The following is a 16699-nucleotide window of genomic DNA, read 5'->3' on the forward strand; positions in this document are numbered from 1 at the left end:
GAAAGAATGCCTGCCGTCCTCAGTAATAGGGCGAATAGCAGGTCTGGCGCGGGCCGTTATAGGGCTGGAACGAGTTCGAATAGGAATCGTAGGACCGATAGCGGGCCGAGCACCATTCGTAATGGCGTGGATTGATGCCGCCACCGCCGCCGCCATAGGACGGAGCCGGCTCGGCATAACGGGGCTGGGAGGCGATAGCGCCGCCGATCAGCGCGCCCGTTGCGAAGGCGGCGAGCGGGAACCAGTAACCGTTATGGTAACGATGGCCCGGCCGGCGGTCGCGATAACCGCGGTGGCCGTTGTACCAGCCGTCGCGGTAGCCATCGCGATAACCGTCGCGACGCCACGAGCGGCGTTCCCACCGGTCGCCGCGATCCCAGTACTGGACCTGGGTGACGTCCAAGCTTTCCAGGCCAGCGGCCGGAGCCGCGGGCAAAGGCATTGCCTCGGCCGGCATCAGCGAGCCGGCCAGAACGGCGAGGGAAATGCCCGCGACCGCAACTTTCTTGAACAGCGTCATGTTATGTTCTCCATTCCCTACCGTTGTCTTTTTCAATTCTCCGTGCCGGAGCCGATAGCCTTATATATCAGGCAGGCCGGATTTCGCGGCGATCCTAGGAAATTCATCCTGAATGCGTGATTAACACAACAGAAAACCCGGCGCGGGCCGCATGCCCGCGCCGGGTTCCGGACCGGGAGATCCGGGGAAGTCTTAGCGATAGGGCGAGACGCATTGCGCGCGGACGCCGGCGCGCGGCACGTAAGTGTTGTCCCACGCACGGTAGGTGCGGTAGCGGCTTTCGCACCAGGCGACATGCCGGTTCGAATATCCGCCGCGGTCGGAGGCGATCGCGCCGCCTATGATCGCGCCGGTCGCGAAGGCGGCAAGCGGGAACCAGAAGCCGTTGTGATACCGGTAGCCCGGCCGGCGGTCGCGATAGCCGCGATGGCCGTTGTACCAGCCGTGACGGTCCCGCCGCCAGTCACGCCGGTCCCGGTACTGGACCTCCGTCACGGGGCTTGCCGCGGAAATGCCGGGAGCCGAGGGAAGCGGAAAGGCCTGGGCGGGCGCAAGGCCGGCGAGTGTCGAGGCGATGGCGACTGCGACCGCGGTGAACCGCAAGCGAAGGGTATTCATCCTGGTGTTTCCTTGTTCCAGACTGATTTTGGGAACAACGCGGATCGCAGGACTTCGTTCCTACCGGGCATGTTCCAGGGCCGATCACGAATAAGCGAGCGGCCCCGGCCCCCTCTCCGTCAGGCGACGATAGAGAGCTTGGCCTGGTCGCCCTGCAGGCGGTTGACCATGAAGTTCGAATACCATTCGACGAACTGCATGACGCCGCCCTCGTGAACCGCCGAATAGGGTCCCGGCTCGTAGGCCGGAGAGCGGATGCCGAAGGCGTTCTCCTCGACGATCCGGCGGTCCTGGTCGTTGGTCATGTTCCAGACATGCGTCAGTTCCTCGAGATGGTAGTCCACCCCTTCGACCGCATCCTTGTGGACCAGCCATTTGGTGGTGACCGCCGTTTCCTCCGGCCCGAGCGGGGTCACGCGGAAGGAGATGGCGTGGTCGCCCAGCATGTGGTTCCAGGTGGTCGGATAATGGAAGAGCAGCATGGTGCCGATCCGGTCGATCGTCACGTCGTCGGAGAGCTGGCGGGCAACGGCATTCCTGCCGGACATCGTGTAGCTTTCCGCCCCTTCGATCAGCGGCATGCGGGCGACGCGGAACTGGCCGTCCGGCGAGATCCTGAACTCGCTCGGCAGGTTGGCCGCCTCGCAACGCTGCCAATGCTCGATGATGACGGGATCGTCAATCGCCCCCGCGACGCCGGTGACGGTCGGCGCCTCGGGAAACGTGCGGCAGAGTTCCGGATGGTTTCCGGCACAATGGTAGCATTCGCGGTTGTTTTCCCAGACGAGCTTCCAGTTGCCCTTTTCGATGATCGTGGACTGATGGGCGACCTTGGCCTCCGACAGGCGATGCGGCGCCATGTAAGGCTCGATCGCGGCGCGAACCGGGGCGAAATCCGGCGCCTCCTGGGCCAGACAGATGAAGATGTAACCGGCGACGCTCTCGCAATGGACTTTCTTCAATCCGTATTGCGCCTTGTCGAAATCCGCCCCCATCTGCCGCCCCACCAGCAGCGAGCCGTCGAGTTCGTAGGTCCACTGGTGATAGGGACAGACGAGGCGAACCGCCGAGCCGCTCTCCTTGGTGCAGACCCTGCTGCCGCGATGGCGGCAGGTATTGTGGAGCGCCCTGATCCGCCCGTCGCGGCCGCGGACGACGACCACGGGATAATCGCCGATCTGCAGGGTGAAATAGCTGCCTGCCTTCGGCAATTCGCAATCGTGGCCGACGAACAGCCAGTCGCGGTACCAGATCATTTCGAGATCGAGCTTGTAATAATGCGGATCGGTATAAAAGGCCTGTTCGAGACTGAAGCCTTCGCGGCGGTTCTTCAACTGCCGCAGGACCTGATTGCGGATTTCCATCTAGCCTTCCTCGCCAATGCGCCCCTTGGGCAGCGCGCGAAGGACATGGAAAGCCGGCAGGCCTAAGCCCCCAAAGCCCCCTGCCCGAACGCCCGCCGCGATCGGTGAATCTCTCCAGGTCTCCAGGCTGGTTTCCGGGCTCAGGAGCTGTCCCGTCGGGACTGGACCGGCGCCTTCCCGGGCGGCCTTTGCGGCTCTTTCCCAGTGGCTTCCGCCGGACCTTCGAACTCCACCACCGTTGCGGGGGCAGCGCCGGGCTTCGACCGGCTTCCCAATTCTCCGCCTTCCCTAGCGAGGCGGCACCTTGAGCCTGAGGCGGATATAACCATTCGCCGCATGTGTCGCATAGACGACATTGCGACATCGGCAACCGCATTGACGACGGCCCTGGAAAAGCATTCTCAAGCCTCGCAAAAGGGAAACCTGTCATTAAGAAGTAGTTTCTAAAATTCCCCGGCATCCATGGGAGCGGTTCCATCATGCAGGCCAAGAAGAAGATCCGCTACTACGAAGCCCCTCCGCCAAGCCCGCCCGTGGCGCCGGAGGTGAAGATCGCCGCGCATTCGGAATTCCTGCGGACAGGCCGCATCGGCCGCCCCAAGCCGATCTGGGTGCCGGAGGAACGCCGTTACCTCAGCCATGCCCAGGTCGCGGAGCGCACCGGCAAACGCCTCGAAGAGGCCGGCGAAAAGAGCCACGAGCGCATCAACGGCTTCCACCGCTCGATCCAGTTCCCGAAAATCATAGCCCATCACACGCTCGATCAGAGGCCGCATCTCGGCTATTGCCATGTGACGGCCGCCAGAACGCTGCTTTCACGGCGCGTGCCGGTGAGCTGGTCCTTCTACATTGCCAACTTCTTCTCGGACATCAGCGAAGAGGAGGAGAAGTTCTTCGAGCGGATCAGCACCGCCTATTCCCGCATGTACTTCGCCGTGGCGGTCGAAGGCGAGCCGGGCCAGCCCTTCCGGATCAATCGCTCGATCCGCAAGAACGGGCTCTTGTTCAAGACCAGCGACCCCATGGAAGCAATCAAGAACGTACTGATGCTCGGCGCCTCGAACGAGGCGCTTCGCGAAATCATCAAAAAACTTTGAAACAGAGCCGGTCCGCGCTACAGCATCGTTCCGAAAACCGGAATCGCTTTTCGGAAAGCACGACGCGTAGATTCAAAAAGGTTGGAGCGTCCTTTTTACGTCCGTTCGGGCGTACGGCGCTTTAGGTCATACATGGCGGCCGACATCATCGACATCACCAAGGACCACGAAGGCGCGCTCCAGCGGGCCTGCGCCGTGCTGGCGGACGGCTTTCCCGTGGCGATCCCGACCGAGACGGTCTACGGGCTCGCGGCGGACGCCACCAATCCGGCGGCCATCACCCGCATCTACGAGACCAAGGGCCGGCCGCGCTTCAATCCGCTGATCTGCCATATGGCCGACCTCGCCATGGCCGAGCGCCATGCGACCTTCGATCCGGTCTCGCGAAAACTTGCCGAAACCTTCTGGCCCGGGCCGTTGACCCTGATCCTGCCCCTCAAGGCGGAAGGCGGCATACATTCGCTCGCGACGGCCGGTCTCGACACCGTCGGCATCCGCCTGCCGAAGGGATTTGCCGCCGAGCTGATCCGCGCCTTCGGAAAGCCGCTGGCGGCTCCGAGCGCCAACACGTCCGGCAGGATCAGCCCGACGAGCGCCCGCCATGTGGCCGAGGATCTGGGCGACAAGCTGAAACTCGTCATTGACGGCGGCGCGGCACCGGTCGGGGTGGAATCGACGATCGTCCGCGTCGAGGACGGCGCGATCCGGCTGCTGCGGCCCGGCGGCGTCGCCGCGGAGGAGATAGAGGAGGCGACCGGCCTCACGGTGATCCGGCCGGAAGGTCCCGCCGCGATCATCGAAGCGCCCGGCATGCTTGCCTCCCATTACGCGCCGAATGCGGGCGTCCGGCTGAACGCCGATCATGTGGAGCCCGGCGAGGCCCTGATCCGCCTCGGGTCGCGGCCGGTGCAGGGAAGCGAACATGCGGTGGCGATTTTCGACCTCAGCCCGTCCGGAGACCTTGCGCAAGCAGCGGCAAACCTGTTCGATTACCTGAAGCGCGCCGATGCGACGGGCGCCGTCCGCATTGCCGTCACGCCTATTCCGGACCACGGCCTTGGCGAGGCGATCAACGACCGGCTGGCCCGTGCCGCCGCCCCGAGAGAATAGACGCGGGAACAGGAGGAAACCTCGATGGATATTTCCGGGCCGAAGCCCGAGCTTCTCGGCCGCTTCGCGGCAATCGTCGGCGAGAACCATGTCCTCATCGATCCGAAGGACCTTGCGCCGCATCTCATCGAAGGGCGCGGGCTCTATCAGGGCTCCTCGCCGATGCTGCTGAAGCCGGGCTCCACGCGGGAGGTCTCGGCGATCCTGAAGCTCGCGAGCGAAACCGGCACGCCGGTCGTGCCGCAGACGGGCAATACCGGCCTTGTCGGCGGCCAGACGCCGCGTACGGGCGGCAGCGACCTGATCGTATCGCTCGAACGGATGAACCGTATCCGCGACATCGATCCGGTCGCGAACGTGCTGGTGGCCGATGGCGGCGCGATCCTTGCCGACGTCCAGAAGGCGGCGGAAGCGGTGGACCGGCTGTTCCCGCTGTCGCTCGGCTCAGAGGGCTCCTGCCGCATCGGCGGCAACCTCTCCACCAATGCCGGCGGCACCGCCGTGCTCGCCTACGGCAACATGCGCCAGCTCTGCCTCGGGCTCGAAGTGGTGCTGCCGACGGGCGAGATCTGGGACGGCCTGCGCCGCCTCAAGAAGGACAATACCGGCTATGACCTGCGTGACCTCTTCATCGGCGCGGAAGGCACGCTCGGCATCATAACCGGCGCCGTGCTGAAATTGTTTCCCCAACCGGCGGGGCATCAGGTGGCGCTGGCCGGGCTCAACTCGCCGGAAGACGCCCTGACGCTGTTCGAGCGGGCTTCGAACCTCTGCGGCACGTCGCTGACCGGGTTCGAACTGATGCCGCGCATCGGCATCGAGTTCACCACCCGCCATATCGAGGGCGTGCGCGACCCGCTCGCCGAACCGCATCCATGGTATGCGCTGATCGACATATCGACCTCGGATTCCGCCGAAACGGCGGAGACCATGGTGCAGTCCCTGCTGGAACAGGGGTTTGAAGCAGGCCTCATCCGCGATGCCGCGATCGCCTCCTCCGTCGCCCAGCAGAAGGCGCTCTGGCATATGCGGGAAAGCCTGTCGGACGCCCAGAAGCCGGAAGGCGGTTCCATCAAGCACGACGTCTCCGTGCCCGTCTCGAAAATCCCGGCCTTCATGGCCGAGGCCGACAGGGCGGTGCTCGCCGCCATTCCCGGCGCCCGGATCTGCGCCTTCGGCCATCTCGGCGACGGCAATATCCATTACAACATTTCCCAGCCGGTCGGGGCCGACAAGGCGGCCTTCATCGACCGCTGGCGGGAGATGAACGAGATCGTGCACGGCATCGTGCTTGCAGCCGGCGGATCGATATCGGCCGAACACGGCATCGGCCAGTTGAAGCGCGACGAGCTTGCCCATATCCGTTCGCCCATCGAAATCGACCTGATGCGCCGCATCAAGATGGCCTTCGACCCCGCCGGCATCATGAACCCCGGCAAGGTGGTGGCGATCCCATGAGCCAGCCCCTGAGGACGACGATCCGCATCGATCTGGAAAACGGCGTGCGCCTCGGGCCGGGCAAGGCGCAGCTTCTGGAACTCATTGCCGAACACGGCTCGATCCGGGCCGCAGGGGCTGCGATCGGCATGTCCTACCGGCGCGCATGGCTGCTCGGCGACGAGATCAACCGGATGTTCCGGCAGCCCTCGATCTCCACCCGGCATGGCGGCAAGAGCGGCGGAGGCGCGGGCCTCACCGAGTTCGGCCGGGAGCTGCTTTCCCGCTACCGGCGGATGGAAGAGGCGAGCCGAAACGCCATGCACACCGATCTCGACTGGCTGGCGTCCAACGCGGACCCTACGGCATCGGCCCGAAAACCGGAATCGATTTTCGGAAAGGACAATGCGTAGATCCAATAGGGCAGAGCGTCCTTTGCGCGTCCGGAAGGACGCACGGCGCTCCGGTTTCGAGGCCGCCGGCAAGGGCGACGAAGCCTGACCGCGCCTTGCTGCCCTACCCCATCCTGATCTGGGACAGCGCCCAAAGGGTATCCGCGCTGATGCCGGAGGAGCTGCCGCTCAGGATATCCGCCGCCGAGACGGTCGTCGTGGTGCTGTTCTCGATGTCGTACATGACGGTGAAGCGCTTGATCAGCTTGTCGAGTTTCTCCGGATCGGCCAAATCCTCGAGGTTGAGGTATTTCTTCACCAGTTTCGCCTGCTGGTCGACCTCCATGTTGCCGATCTCGGACGGCAGGCTGTAGGCGATGCGGAAGAATTCCATCAGGGCCTCGTCGCCGAGGATGACATAGGGGTCCGTGATGCTGTCGGCCATGCGCTGGAAATAGAGCGCCAGGCGGACGCCCGAGTTTTCCTCGCCCTCCTGGGTTTCGAGCATCTGCCTTACGTAGTTGCTCTCAGTCGCCATGACCTCGCCGCCGTTCTGGGCCTTGCCGGCGGAGCTGCGGTCGATATCGCCCTTGGAATCGAAGTTGAAGGTGCCGACCATCTGGGCGAAGCGCTTGTCGCTCTGGGTGTTGACGAAGCTTTTCGGATCGTTGAGATCCGACGTGAAGGCCTTCTTCAGGAAGTCATCGGTGACCGTGGAGGGATCAATCCCCTTCGAGGTCAGGAGAATGTCGACCAGCTTGCGATCGGCGAGGAATTCGTCGCGGCTGTCGACGCGCTGCATGGTGTCGGTATAGTATTTCGCCTCCGTCTCGGCCTTCTTCTTGGCGGCGTCCAGCTCGTCGCCTTCAAGGTAGCGGGTCTTGCGCAGGATATAGTCCTTGGCGACATTGGTGATCGTCGCGTTCGACTGGGCGAGGACCGGCGTGGTGATGTCGCCATCCTTGGTGAAGTTGAACAGCTTGGCAAATGTCACCAGCCGCTCGTCCTTGAGCTGGTAGACGTAGCTCTTCGGGTCGGAGAGGTCGCTCCGCAGCACGCTCTTCAGCTTGTATGCCGAATATTCCGAGGGATCGATGCCGACCGCCGTGAGGGCGAAGTTCAGGCTGTCTTCGGCGTCCGTCTTGAACAGATCGTCAAGCGTCTTGATCGCGGCCATATCGATCTTGTAGAATTTGACGGCCTTGTCGTACTCCTCCTCCTGCGCATCGTCCCAGCGGCTCATATAGTTGCTGCGGGTGGTGTTGGCCTGAGCCGCCGTCTGCGCTCCGCCGGCTGCGACCGTGCCGTCGGTCGCGAAGCTGAAGGCCTTCGCAAGCTCCAGATATTGCGGCCGTTCGGAAGCGTATCTGTTGGCATAGCTGTTCGGATCGGAAAGATCGCTCGTCAGGATCTGTTCGATCGTCGACTTCACGACATAGGACTTGTCGAGGTCGAAGGCCGACTTGATGTATTGCAGGACACGGGCGTCGCCGGTCAGATCGGTCACGTTCGTCGCGGTGGCGACCTTCTGCTCGAAATATTCCTGGTTGAACATCGCTTCGGCATGGGTCGTGCGCGACTGCCTGTTGAAATAGCCGCCGACGATCTCCTGCAGCTTTTCGGCGGTCACGGCGCCGCCGGCCGGCACGGTGCCATCTGCGTTGAAATTGAAATCCTCCGCGAGCGCCTTCATCAGGCTCAGGTAGTTCGCATCGGCCTTCACGCCGTTTATGATCTTGGCAAGCTCGGCGCGGCGCTGGTCCGTCTGATCGATGGGGACCAGCCGGCCGTTCAGCTCGTCAAGCCGAGTCTGTTGTGTCGTCAGCTTGTCCCGGTCCTGCTGGAGCAGGGTGTTGGTCGTGGTCAACTGCGTCTGAAGCGCATCGATCTCGGGCTGGAGGACCGAGGCATCGCCGCCGCCGTCGAGCTGCGCCTGCTTGGCGGCAATCTGATTTTCCAGATCGGTTTTCTTCTGCTCTCCGAGCGCCACCGAATCCTGGAGCTGGGGAACGCTCCCGGTGAGGCTCGACCGTTCCGTCAGTTCGCTGTCTTCGGTCTTGGCGGCGTCATACTGGTTCAGCGTGTTGCCATAGGCCGTATTGTAATAGCTGGCCGGATCGTTCGGATCGCTGGTCAGCACGCCCCGGATGGCGGTGTAGTTGTAATACTTGGTGTCGATGCCATAGGCCGTGAACATGTATTCGCGCAGCCGGTCATTCCGCAGGAAGTCGTCGACGTTCCTGATATTGCCGGCGGTGCCGAGCATGACCTTGAAATAGCGGGTTTCCTCTTCGGTCTTGTCGTTCAGGGCCGCGATCGTGTGGTCGTAGGTATCGAACAGCTCTTCCATCTGGCCGTCCGACTGGGCGACGGCGCCGTCGGTTGACGATGTCCCGAAATTGAATGCGGCGGCGAAATTCTTGTAGCGGTCGTCGGTCAGGCGGTTCGCGAAACTGTTGTCGTCGCTGAGATCGCTTTCCAGGACCTTCTTCATGAAGGCCTTGGCATAGGTCATCTCGTCCAGCCCGTAGGCGCTCATCGCATAGGAGTAGAGCCGGTAGTTATCGAGGAACTCGTCGACGGTTTTCACCTTGCCGATATTTTCCTGGTAGTACTTCGTATCGCTTGCGACCACCGTCTGGTTGGCGACCTGCTTCAGGCTTTTCTGGAGGTCCCGGTTGACGAGATCGAAGGAGAGATAGGTCGATACCATGAACTGGCTCCACGAGTCGGAATGATGCTGCGGCAAGCATGGCCGGACAGCCTTGCCCGTGGCTTTTCAAACATTGACTGTCTGTCCCGTGCCTGCACAACTTCCGCGATTCACCTTCCGGAAACCCAAAGGGGTTCGGTTTCGCTAACCATTCAGGCAGGCAAAGCTTCCTTAACCGCGATTTTTAAGCAGTCTCGAAGATGCCAGCCCTATGCTTTGGCTATCAGAGGACAAAAGTCCCGCGGAGAAACCGGCAACGGCTCTCAGGTAAAACAAGGGTAGCATACCGATGACCAATACCGTTCTGAAGCCCATCTGGGCAGGGTCGACATTGAGGCTCGATCCGTCTCGTTTCCCGCAGCAGGTCACCTATGCGCTGCGCGAGACATCAGGAGATGTCACCATCACCATCGACGAGCGCGGCGCCGTGCTGCGCAAGATTCTCCCTTCAAGCGGCCTGCCGCTCTCCTTCGCCCTCCCCGCCCGCGCCTTCAAGGGCGTGGCCGCCCGCGCCATCGACCATGGCGACGGTGAAGTGACCGTCACGCTGGAACTGCACCACGAGGACCCGGATCTCTGCATCCCGCTTCTGGTCGCCCACGACCTCTGCGACATCGCCGCCGACTGGCGGAACTGGTCGGATGCCTTCCGCATCCCCATGCTGATGGTGGAAGCCGACGGCATCGCCCGTCCGCTGGAAAACCATATCGGCGACGTGCGCTCCAACGGGGCCAAGCCGCGCCGCCGTCATTCCTATTTCGCTGCACGCCGGCCGCGCTTCCTGGTCCGCCGCTCGACGGGCAGCCTGGGTGTTTCGATGAAGATCGAAGGCAAGGAAATTATCGCGCGCCGCTAGGGCTTTGTTTGTCCCTTTGCCCGCCGCACGCGCGATAGTAAGGAAGCCCGGCCCTTACACGGCCGGGCTCTTCTTTGCGGCGTTCCGCCTCAAAGCGCAAGCGACAGGACGAGCCCGAGGAAGAGGATCGCGCCGACGCGCGAATTGGACTTGAAGAGCTTCAGGCACTGTTCGGCATTGTCGATGTCGAGGATCAGGACCTGCCAGGCGAACATGAGGGCCGCGACAAGCAGGCCGAGATAGGCGACGAACCCGACCCCGGCTGCGGCAAAGGCGAAAATCAGGAACAGCAGCGTCAAGCCGTAGAGGCCGATGAGCCACGCCTTGGTGTTCTCGCCGAAAAGACGCGCCGTCGAGCGCACGCCGACCAGCTCGTCGTCTTCCTTGTCCTGATGCGCATAGATCGTGTCGTAACCGATCGTCCAGGCGATGGCGGCAAGATAAAGCCAGAGCACCGCCCAGGACAGGCTGCCGAACACGCCGGCCCAGCCCATCAGGGCGCCCCAGGAAAACGCGAGCCCCAGGAAGAACTGCGGCCAGTCGGTGAAGCGTTTCGCAAAGGGGTAGATCGCCACCACGGCCAGCGACAGGATGCCGAGCCCGATCGCAAAACCGTTGAACTGGAGCAGCACGAGAAGCCCGGCCAGCGCCTGCAGGCCGAGGAACACCTTTGCCTCGAAGCGGGACACCCGGCCCGACGGCAGCGGGCGCGAGCGCGTCCGGGCCACTTCCATATCGATGTCGTGATCGACAAGGTCGTTGTAGGTGCAGCCGGCGCCGCGCATCGCGACGGCGCCGATGAAGAACAGGACCAGATGGAACAGAAACAGCCCGAGGGAAAGCCGCCCCGTATTCCCGGCGGCATTGGCCGCCAGGGCCGCCGACCAGAAACAGGGCCACATGAGGAGCTGCCAGCCGATCGGGCGGTCCCAACGGGCAAGCTGCGCATAGGGCCAGGCCGCCCGCGGCAGCGCACGGTAGACCCAGTTGTCCGAAGGGGCATCGGCCACGCGGCCGCTGAAATTGTCGGCATTCGTCATGGCTGGCTTCTACAGCATCGGCCCGAAAATCGGAATCGATTTCTGGCGTAAATTCCAAAGCCCGTCGTATGAATCTTTTTTCACGCGACGGGCTTTGGCATGTTGTTTTCGTGCATGCCGTTGCCGCAAGGTCGCTACGCGCTTTTGCGCGACATGCATCGGGAACCGGAGCGCCCGGAGGCGGCGGTCAAGCAGAAGGCCCGGGACCTTCAGGGCAGCGTGAAACCGAACTTGTAGCTTGCCGAAACACCCAGCATGAGCTGATCGCGCGCGCCGCGCTCGCGAACCAGGCTGCTGTCGGCCGCATCGCCCACTAGGCGCTTGTATTCGACGAACGAGGACAGTTCGAGATTTTCCATCGCCTTCCATGTGAGCGCCCCGCCGACACCCACGGAATGGAAGCCGCTGCCCGGATCATAGGCCGAGAGGCCGGAAGCCGCCGACTGGTCCGGCGTCACCTTGTAATAGGCGTCCTTGTAGCCGTTGCTGGCCCAGGTCACGCGAGGGCCGCCGGAGAGGCGCAGGTCAGGCGTCAGGTCGGTGAAAGCATCCGCCGAGACATCGACGACGACACCGTCATGGCTTCGGATGCCCTGGCGGACCTCGGCGCGGGTGCGCAGCCAATCGGTCGGATAGATGTCGACGAACGCGCCGGCTTCCACCCCGAGCTTCACCGACTTCAGCCCCTTCAGGTCGTCGAAATCGTCGCTGTCCCGCGGCATGATGAGTTTCCCGGCGATGCCGGCGCGCACCGCGTCCCGGTCGAACAGCGCGAAGGAGGCGCTGTCGTTGCGTGATGAGAAACGGGTCTCCTTGCCCTGGCGGCCAAGCGAGATGATCGGCGAGAACTGCAGGCTGCGGCCATTGTCGCCCTCGTATTTCGGCGCGACGAACCCGGCGCCGCCGAGCGTCAGGTACCAGTCGCCGGACCAGAAGCCTTCCTGGGCGCTCGCGGCGCCGGCGAACATCAGGGATATGGCGGAAATGAAGAAAGCGGCCCTTACAGGCAAAGACATGGCAAAGGACTCCGGAAACGCAATACAGAACAGAGATCCAGAAGGATTTCCGTCAATTATCGGAATTCCGTTGCCAGTTTGTTAACCACGCCTCGTCACGTCACACCGCGATCCTGTCGAGCGGGATGCGCTGCTGCTCGAAAGCCTTCAGCTCCGCCTCGCGCTCGTAGATATAGTCCCGGTTGTCGGGAACGGCCGTGCGCTTCTTGACGATCTGCATCTGGAAGATGAAGAAGGCTTCGTGGGTGAAGGCCATTTCCGAACCCGCGAGATAAAATTCCCACATGCGCACGAAACGCTCGTCATAAAGAGCGATGGCCTTTTCCTTGTTCGCCATGAAGCGTTCGCGCCAGTGGCGCAGCGTATGGGCATAGTGCATCGGCAGGATTTCGATGTCGGAGACGAGAAGGCCCGCCTTTTCGATGGCCGGCAGAACCTCCGCGACCGAAGGGATGTACCCGCCGGGGAAGATGTATTTCTCGATCCAGGGATTGTTGATGATCGCCGGATAGGGCTGGCCGATCGAATGCAGCACCATGACGCCGTCATCGGCCAGCACGTCGTTCACCTTGTTGAAGAACCTGCGATAGTTCAGCCGGCCCACATGTTCGAACATGCCGACGGAGACGATGCGGTCGTATTTGCGCGGCGGCAGGTAATAATAGTCCTGCAGATCGAACCGGACGCTGCCGGCAAGGCCGCGCTTGGCGGCGCGTTCGCGCGAAATCTTCAGCTGCTCCGTCGACAACGTGATACCGGTCACGTCGACACCGGAGGATTCGGCGAGATACATGGCCATGCCGCCCCAGCCCGAACCGATTTCCAGCGCCCGCTGGCCAGGCTCGGCAAGCAGCTTCGCCACGATATGGCGCTTCTTGGCGATCTGCGCCTCGTCGAGCGAAATGCCCGGCGGATTGAAATAGGCGCAGGAATACTGCCAATCCTCATCGAGGAAGAGCGAGAACAGTTTTTCGCTCAGGTCGTAGTGATGGGCGACGTTCCGCCGGTTGTGGTTGATCGGCACGCGATTGCGGAACTGGGAAACCGCGATGCGGATCAGGCTTCGCCAGATCATGCCAAAGCTGAGGCCCTCGCTCAGCGTGTTGTCCTTGACGAGCGCGAGAAACTCGTAGATATCGCCCTCTTCGACGCGCAGGCGGCCGTCCATATAAAGCTCGCCCAGCTTGAGCTGGGGATCGTCGACGAGTTCCCGCTCGGCCGCTTCGTCGGTGAACCGGATGGCCACCGTTCGCCCCCCTCCACCTCCGTAATGCTGTTCGCCGCCCGAACCGCGGACGGTCAGGGACCCTTTCTTGATGATCTTGCTGAGGAGATTGTGAAGGGACGAGGCCATAGACTCACCTCCATAGATACTAAGGCTGCCTTATCAATTTCCAAGAAATAATACTTTTCGCCCAACATGCAAGCACGTTGGCGCCACAAAAATGACACAAAAAAACAAGCCGTCAAATCGCTTGACGGCTTGGAGCATCGGGATCGAAGTTTTGCCCGGCGAAGCGGGAAAGCCTACTTGCGCTTCAGGGCCTCTGCGAGCGCCGCGCCGAATGCGCCCTGGGAAGACGGCTTTTCCGTCTTCATCAGCTTCGGGTTGAGCGGCTTGCCGCGATCCCCGCCACGCGGTGGGGGTGGCGCCTCGCCACCGTCCTTGCGCATGGTCAGTCCGATGCGCTTGCGCTTCACGTCCACCTCGACAACCCGGACTTTCACCACGTCGCCGGCCTTGACCACTTCATGCGGGTCCTTGACGAAGCGGTCGGCAAGCTGGGAAACGTGCACGAGCCCGTCCTGATGCACGCCGATATCCACGAAAGCGCCGAATGCGGCCACGTTCGTCACGGTGCCTTCCAGCATCATGCCGGGTTTCAGGTCCTCGATCTCGTTGACCCCTTCCGCGAATGTGGCGGTCTTGAAGCTCGGACGCGGGTCCCGGCCCGGCTTTTCGAGCTCGGCGATGATGTCCTTCACCGTCGGCAGGCCGAACTGCTCATCGATGAACCTGCGCGGATCGAGCGCCTTCAGGGCGGCGCTGTCGCCCATCAGCGACCGCAGATCGCGCCCGCAGGCGGCGACGATCTTCTTGGCGACACCATAGGCTTCCGGATGGACGGCGGAGGCATCGAGCGGCTCCTTGCCGCTCGGGATGCGCAGGAAGCCGGCCGCCTGCTCGAAGGTGCGGTTGCCGAGACGGGCGACCTTCAGCAGATCCCGGCGGCTCGCGAACGGCCCGTTCTGGTCCCGATGCACGACGATCGATTCGGCGATCGACCGGCTGAGACCGGAGACGCGTGCAAGCAGCGGCGCAGACGCCGTGTTGAGATCGACACCGACGGCGTTCACCGCGTCTTCCACCACCGCGTCGAGCGAGCGCGACAATTTCGTCTGGTCGACATCGTGCTGGTACTGGCCGACGCCGATCGACTTCGGCTCGATCTTCACGAGCTCGGCCAGCGGGTCCTGCAGGCGGCGGGCGATGGAGACGGCGCCGCGCAGCGAGACGTCGAGGTTCGGAAACTCGGCGGCGGCCGTTTCGGATGCGGAATAGACCGATGCGCCGGCTTCCGAGACGATGACCTTGGTGGGTTTCGGCGCCGGCAGGTTCGCCAGCATGTCGGCGACCAGCTTTTCCGTCTCGCGGCTGCCGGTGCCGTTGCCGATGGCGATCAGCTCGACATTGTGCCGGCGGATCAGCGCGGCGAGTTCCGCCTGGGTTCCGCGGATATCGTTCTTCGGCGGGAACGGATAAACGGTCGTGGTCTCCAGCAGCTTGCCGGTGCCGTCCACCACCGCGACCTTGACGCCGGTGCGGATGCCCGGATCGAGGCCCATCGTGGCGCGCGAGCCGGCCGGGGCTGCGAGCAGCAGGTCCTTGAGGTTGCGGGCGAAGACATGGATAGCCTCCTCCTCCGCCCGTTCGCGAAGCTCGCGCATCAGGTCGAGCGACAAGGACACCGAAAGCTTCACCCGCCAGGTCCAGCCGGCGACATCCATCAGCCAGCGGTCGGCGGCGCCTCCCTGAGACCCGTTGGAGCGGATATCGAAGGCGGCCGCGATAGTCCGCTGGGCCGGCTTCACCGGCGAAGGATCATCGGCGTCGACCTCGATCGTCAGCGTCAGCACTTCCTCGTTCCAGCCGCGCAGCATGGCGAGCGCCCGGTGGCCGGGCGCGTTCGACCAGCGCTCCGAATGTTCGAAATAGTCGGCGAACTTGGCACCCTGCTCCTGCTTGCCGTCGACCACTTTCGCCTTCAGCACCGCACCGTCGCGCATGTGCTGGCGGAGCTTGCCAAGCAGGTCGGCGTTTTCGGAAATCGTCTCGGCGACGATATCGCGGGCGCCATCCAGCGCGGTCTTCACATCCGTCACCTCGCCCGTGACATAGGGCTCCGCCAGCCTTGCCGGGTCGGCGGCGCGGTCGGCCCATATCGCGTCGGCCAGCGGGCCCAGGCCGCGTTCGCGGGCGATTTCGGCGCGCGTGCGGCGCTTCGGCTTGTAGGGCAGATAAAGGTCTTCCAGTTCCGCCTTGGTGGCGGCCCTGCCGATCCTGGCGGCAAGCTCGTCGGTCATCTTGCCCTGGCCGGTGATCGATTCGACGATCGAGGCACGCCTGGCCTCGAGCTCACGCAGGTAGACGAGCCGCTCGGAAAGGGTGCGGAGCTGCGTATCGTCCAGCCCGCCGGTGACTTCCTTGCGGTAACGCGCGATGAACGGCACCGTCGCGCCCTCGTCGATCAGCCCGATCGCGGCTGCGGCCTGTTCCGGCCGGGCATTGATCTCCGCAGCAATCGCGGCGGCAAGGAATCGGATATCGGCTGCCATGAACGTCCTCTCCAGAAATCGGAGGCGCGACCATAGTGGAAGTTTATGGCAAGGCAACACAGGCAGCGGCAGGTCCACAATTTGCCGCGGGGAATGCACCAGAAAGAGACGTCTTCGGAAATTGGTAACCTCAGCTCTGTGGAAAATAAGCGCCGCACTCTCCACCCTGGGCATTGTAGACTATATTTTGCGCTCCGCATGATGCGGACAGCAAGGAGGTATGTATGCCTAGTAACTCTGCCAGGGCACTGGCATTCGACACGACGGTTACAAACGAAGAGCTGGAATCCATCATATGCTATCTCGAAAATAAACTGGAAGATGCACGCATAAGAAACGATCCTGTCCCATTCTTATCTTATAGAAACAAGGTAATATTTCAAGAAACACTCAAGATCCGGCGGAATGAACACGTCCGGCGCAGCGAGCTCTAGGGCGCCGTTCGCCCGAACGGGCGCACGAAGGGCGCTCTAATCCTTTGAATCCAGAGCATCTTATCTGTGCTCAGGCGATTCCACCTGAACGCAGGATACTCTCGGGCCGGGCTCCGGCTTCTTCGTATCGGAATGGTCCTCTCGTCCAGGCGCGGCACATCCGCCAGGGACGAGGGGGACCGTTGCAGGGGCCTTTTTGGAGCCTTGAAACCCTTGACCTTTCCTTCCCCTCCCCTTAACCGCCCAGGGACAGACTTCTCCAGGC

Annotated in this window: 13 protein-coding genes and 1 riboswitch; of the genes, 5 read left to right on the forward strand and 8 right to left on the reverse strand. The window is 62.9% G+C overall.

What is annotated here, in order from left to right; genetic code table 11:
• Nucleotides 1-19 precede the first annotated feature (19 nt).
• From ACFFP0_RS16080 to ACFFP0_RS16090, 3 genes are all read right to left on the reverse strand, one after another.
• Nucleotides 20-520, reverse strand: coding sequence for a BA14K family protein (locus tag ACFFP0_RS16080; protein ID WP_377262587.1), 501 nt, complete (start codon nucleotides 518-520; stop codon nucleotides 20-22).
• A gap of 192 nt (nucleotides 521-712) precedes the next feature.
• On the reverse strand, nucleotides 713-1138 hold the full coding sequence (locus ACFFP0_RS16085; protein ID WP_377262589.1) for a BA14K family protein: 426 nt from the start codon (nucleotides 1136-1138) through the stop codon (nucleotides 713-715).
• A 119-nt stretch (nucleotides 1139-1257) separates the two neighbouring features.
• Nucleotides 1258-2502 carry an aromatic ring-hydroxylating oxygenase subunit alpha gene (locus ACFFP0_RS16090; protein WP_377262591.1) on the reverse strand — a complete coding sequence of 415 codons (1245 nt, stop codon included), beginning with the start codon at nucleotides 2500-2502 and terminating at the stop codon, nucleotides 1258-1260.
• Between the two features lie 108 nt (nucleotides 2503-2610).
• A riboswitch (cobalamin riboswitch) is annotated at nucleotides 2611-2824 on the reverse strand.
• Nucleotides 2825-2981: 157 nt separating this feature from the next.
• On the opposite strand from ACFFP0_RS16090, the gene ACFFP0_RS16095 reads away from it, so the two are divergent.
• From ACFFP0_RS16095 to ACFFP0_RS16110, 4 genes are all read left to right on the forward strand, one after another.
• Nucleotides 2982-3599, forward strand: a complete 618-nt coding sequence (locus ACFFP0_RS16095; RefSeq protein ID WP_377262594.1) for a DUF6656 family protein — start codon at nucleotides 2982-2984, stop codon at nucleotides 3597-3599.
• A 132-nt stretch (nucleotides 3600-3731) separates the two neighbouring features.
• Nucleotides 3732-4709 carry an L-threonylcarbamoyladenylate synthase gene (locus ACFFP0_RS16100; protein ID WP_377262597.1) on the forward strand — a complete coding sequence of 326 codons (978 nt, stop codon included), beginning with the start codon at nucleotides 3732-3734 and terminating at the stop codon, nucleotides 4707-4709.
• A 24-nt stretch (nucleotides 4710-4733) separates the two neighbouring features.
• The gene (locus ACFFP0_RS16105) at nucleotides 4734-6167 is read left to right on the forward strand and encodes an FAD-binding oxidoreductase (RefSeq protein WP_377262600.1); all 1434 of its coding nucleotides are present in this window, start codon (nucleotides 4734-4736) and stop codon (nucleotides 6165-6167) included.
• Nucleotides 6164-6559 carry a winged helix-turn-helix domain-containing protein gene (locus tag ACFFP0_RS16110; protein WP_377262603.1) on the forward strand — a complete coding sequence of 132 codons (396 nt, stop codon included), beginning with the start codon at nucleotides 6164-6166 and terminating at the stop codon, nucleotides 6557-6559. Before ACFFP0_RS16105 ends, ACFFP0_RS16110 begins: the two co-directional genes overlap by 4 nt.
• A gap of 103 nt (nucleotides 6560-6662) precedes the next feature.
• Here the strand turns inward: ACFFP0_RS16110 and ACFFP0_RS16115 are convergent, their stop codons facing one another.
• The gene (locus ACFFP0_RS16115) at nucleotides 6663-9251 is read right to left on the reverse strand and encodes a DUF1217 domain-containing protein (RefSeq protein WP_377262606.1); all 2589 of its coding nucleotides are present in this window, start codon (nucleotides 9249-9251) and stop codon (nucleotides 6663-6665) included.
• A 289-nt stretch (nucleotides 9252-9540) separates the two neighbouring features.
• Between ACFFP0_RS16115 and ACFFP0_RS16120 the strand changes: the two genes are divergently transcribed.
• Entirely contained in the window at nucleotides 9541-10107 is a 567-nt protein-coding gene (locus ACFFP0_RS16120; protein ID WP_377262609.1) for a DUF6101 family protein, read from the forward strand.
• 89 nt (nucleotides 10108-10196) lie between these two features.
• On the opposite strand, the gene ubiA is transcribed toward ACFFP0_RS16120, so the two are convergent.
• The 4 genes from ubiA to ACFFP0_RS16140 all read right to left on the reverse strand — a co-directional run bounded on the left by ubiA (nucleotide 10197) and on the right by ACFFP0_RS16140 (nucleotide 16000).
• A complete protein-coding gene (ubiA, locus tag ACFFP0_RS16125) occupies nucleotides 10197-11147 on the reverse strand; it encodes a 4-hydroxybenzoate octaprenyltransferase (RefSeq protein ID WP_377262612.1) in 951 nt (316 codons plus the stop codon).
• Between the two features lie 209 nt (nucleotides 11148-11356).
• The gene (locus ACFFP0_RS16130) at nucleotides 11357-12157 is read right to left on the reverse strand and encodes a MipA/OmpV family protein (RefSeq protein ID WP_377262933.1); all 801 of its coding nucleotides are present in this window, start codon (nucleotides 12155-12157) and stop codon (nucleotides 11357-11359) included.
• Between the two features lie 106 nt (nucleotides 12158-12263).
• Entirely contained in the window at nucleotides 12264-13517 is a 1254-nt protein-coding gene (locus tag ACFFP0_RS16135) for a cyclopropane fatty acid synthase (protein ID WP_377262615.1), read from the reverse strand.
• A 173-nt stretch (nucleotides 13518-13690) separates the two neighbouring features.
• On the reverse strand, nucleotides 13691-16000 hold the full coding sequence (locus ACFFP0_RS16140; protein ID WP_377262618.1) for a Tex family protein: 2310 nt from the start codon (nucleotides 15998-16000) through the stop codon (nucleotides 13691-13693).
• Nucleotides 16001-16699 lie beyond the last annotated feature (699 nt).

The organism is Neorhizobium puerariae (assembly GCF_042429745.1).
In the GTDB taxonomy this organism is placed as follows: domain Bacteria; phylum Pseudomonadota; class Alphaproteobacteria; order Rhizobiales; family Rhizobiaceae; genus Neorhizobium; species Neorhizobium puerariae.

Bases quoted from the DNA above. Each gene is read 5' to 3' on its own strand.
- ACFFP0_RS16080 (WP_377262587.1), bottom strand. From the start codon at position 520: ATGACGCTGTTCAAGAAAGTTGCGGTCGCGGGCATTTCCCTCGCCGTT.
- ACFFP0_RS16085 (WP_377262589.1), bottom strand. From the start codon at position 1,138: ATGAATACCCTTCGCTTGCGGTTCACCGCGGTCGCAGTCGCCATCGCC.
- ACFFP0_RS16090 (WP_377262591.1), bottom strand. From the start codon at position 2,502: ATGGAAATCCGCAATCAGGTCCTGCGGCAGTTGAAGAACCGCCGCGAA.
- ACFFP0_RS16095 (WP_377262594.1), top strand. From the start codon at position 2,982: ATGCAGGCCAAGAAGAAGATCCGCTACTACGAAGCCCCTCCGCCAAGC.
- ACFFP0_RS16100 (WP_377262597.1), top strand. From the start codon at position 3,732: ATGGCGGCCGACATCATCGACATCACCAAGGACCACGAAGGCGCGCTC.
- ACFFP0_RS16105 (WP_377262600.1), top strand. From the start codon at position 4,734: ATGGATATTTCCGGGCCGAAGCCCGAGCTTCTCGGCCGCTTCGCGGCA.
- ACFFP0_RS16110 (WP_377262603.1), top strand. From the start codon at position 6,164: ATGAGCCAGCCCCTGAGGACGACGATCCGCATCGATCTGGAAAACGGC.
- ACFFP0_RS16115 (WP_377262606.1), bottom strand. From the start codon at position 9,251: ATGGTATCGACCTATCTCTCCTTCGATCTCGTCAACCGGGACCTCCAG.
- ACFFP0_RS16120 (WP_377262609.1), top strand. From the start codon at position 9,541: ATGACCAATACCGTTCTGAAGCCCATCTGGGCAGGGTCGACATTGAGG.
- ubiA (WP_377262612.1), bottom strand. From the start codon at position 11,147: ATGACGAATGCCGACAATTTCAGCGGCCGCGTGGCCGATGCCCCTTCG.
- ACFFP0_RS16135 (WP_377262615.1), bottom strand. From the start codon at position 13,517: ATGGCCTCGTCCCTTCACAATCTCCTCAGCAAGATCATCAAGAAAGGG.
- ACFFP0_RS16140 (WP_377262618.1), bottom strand. From the start codon at position 16,000: ATGGCAGCCGATATCCGATTCCTTGCCGCCGCGATTGCTGCGGAGATC.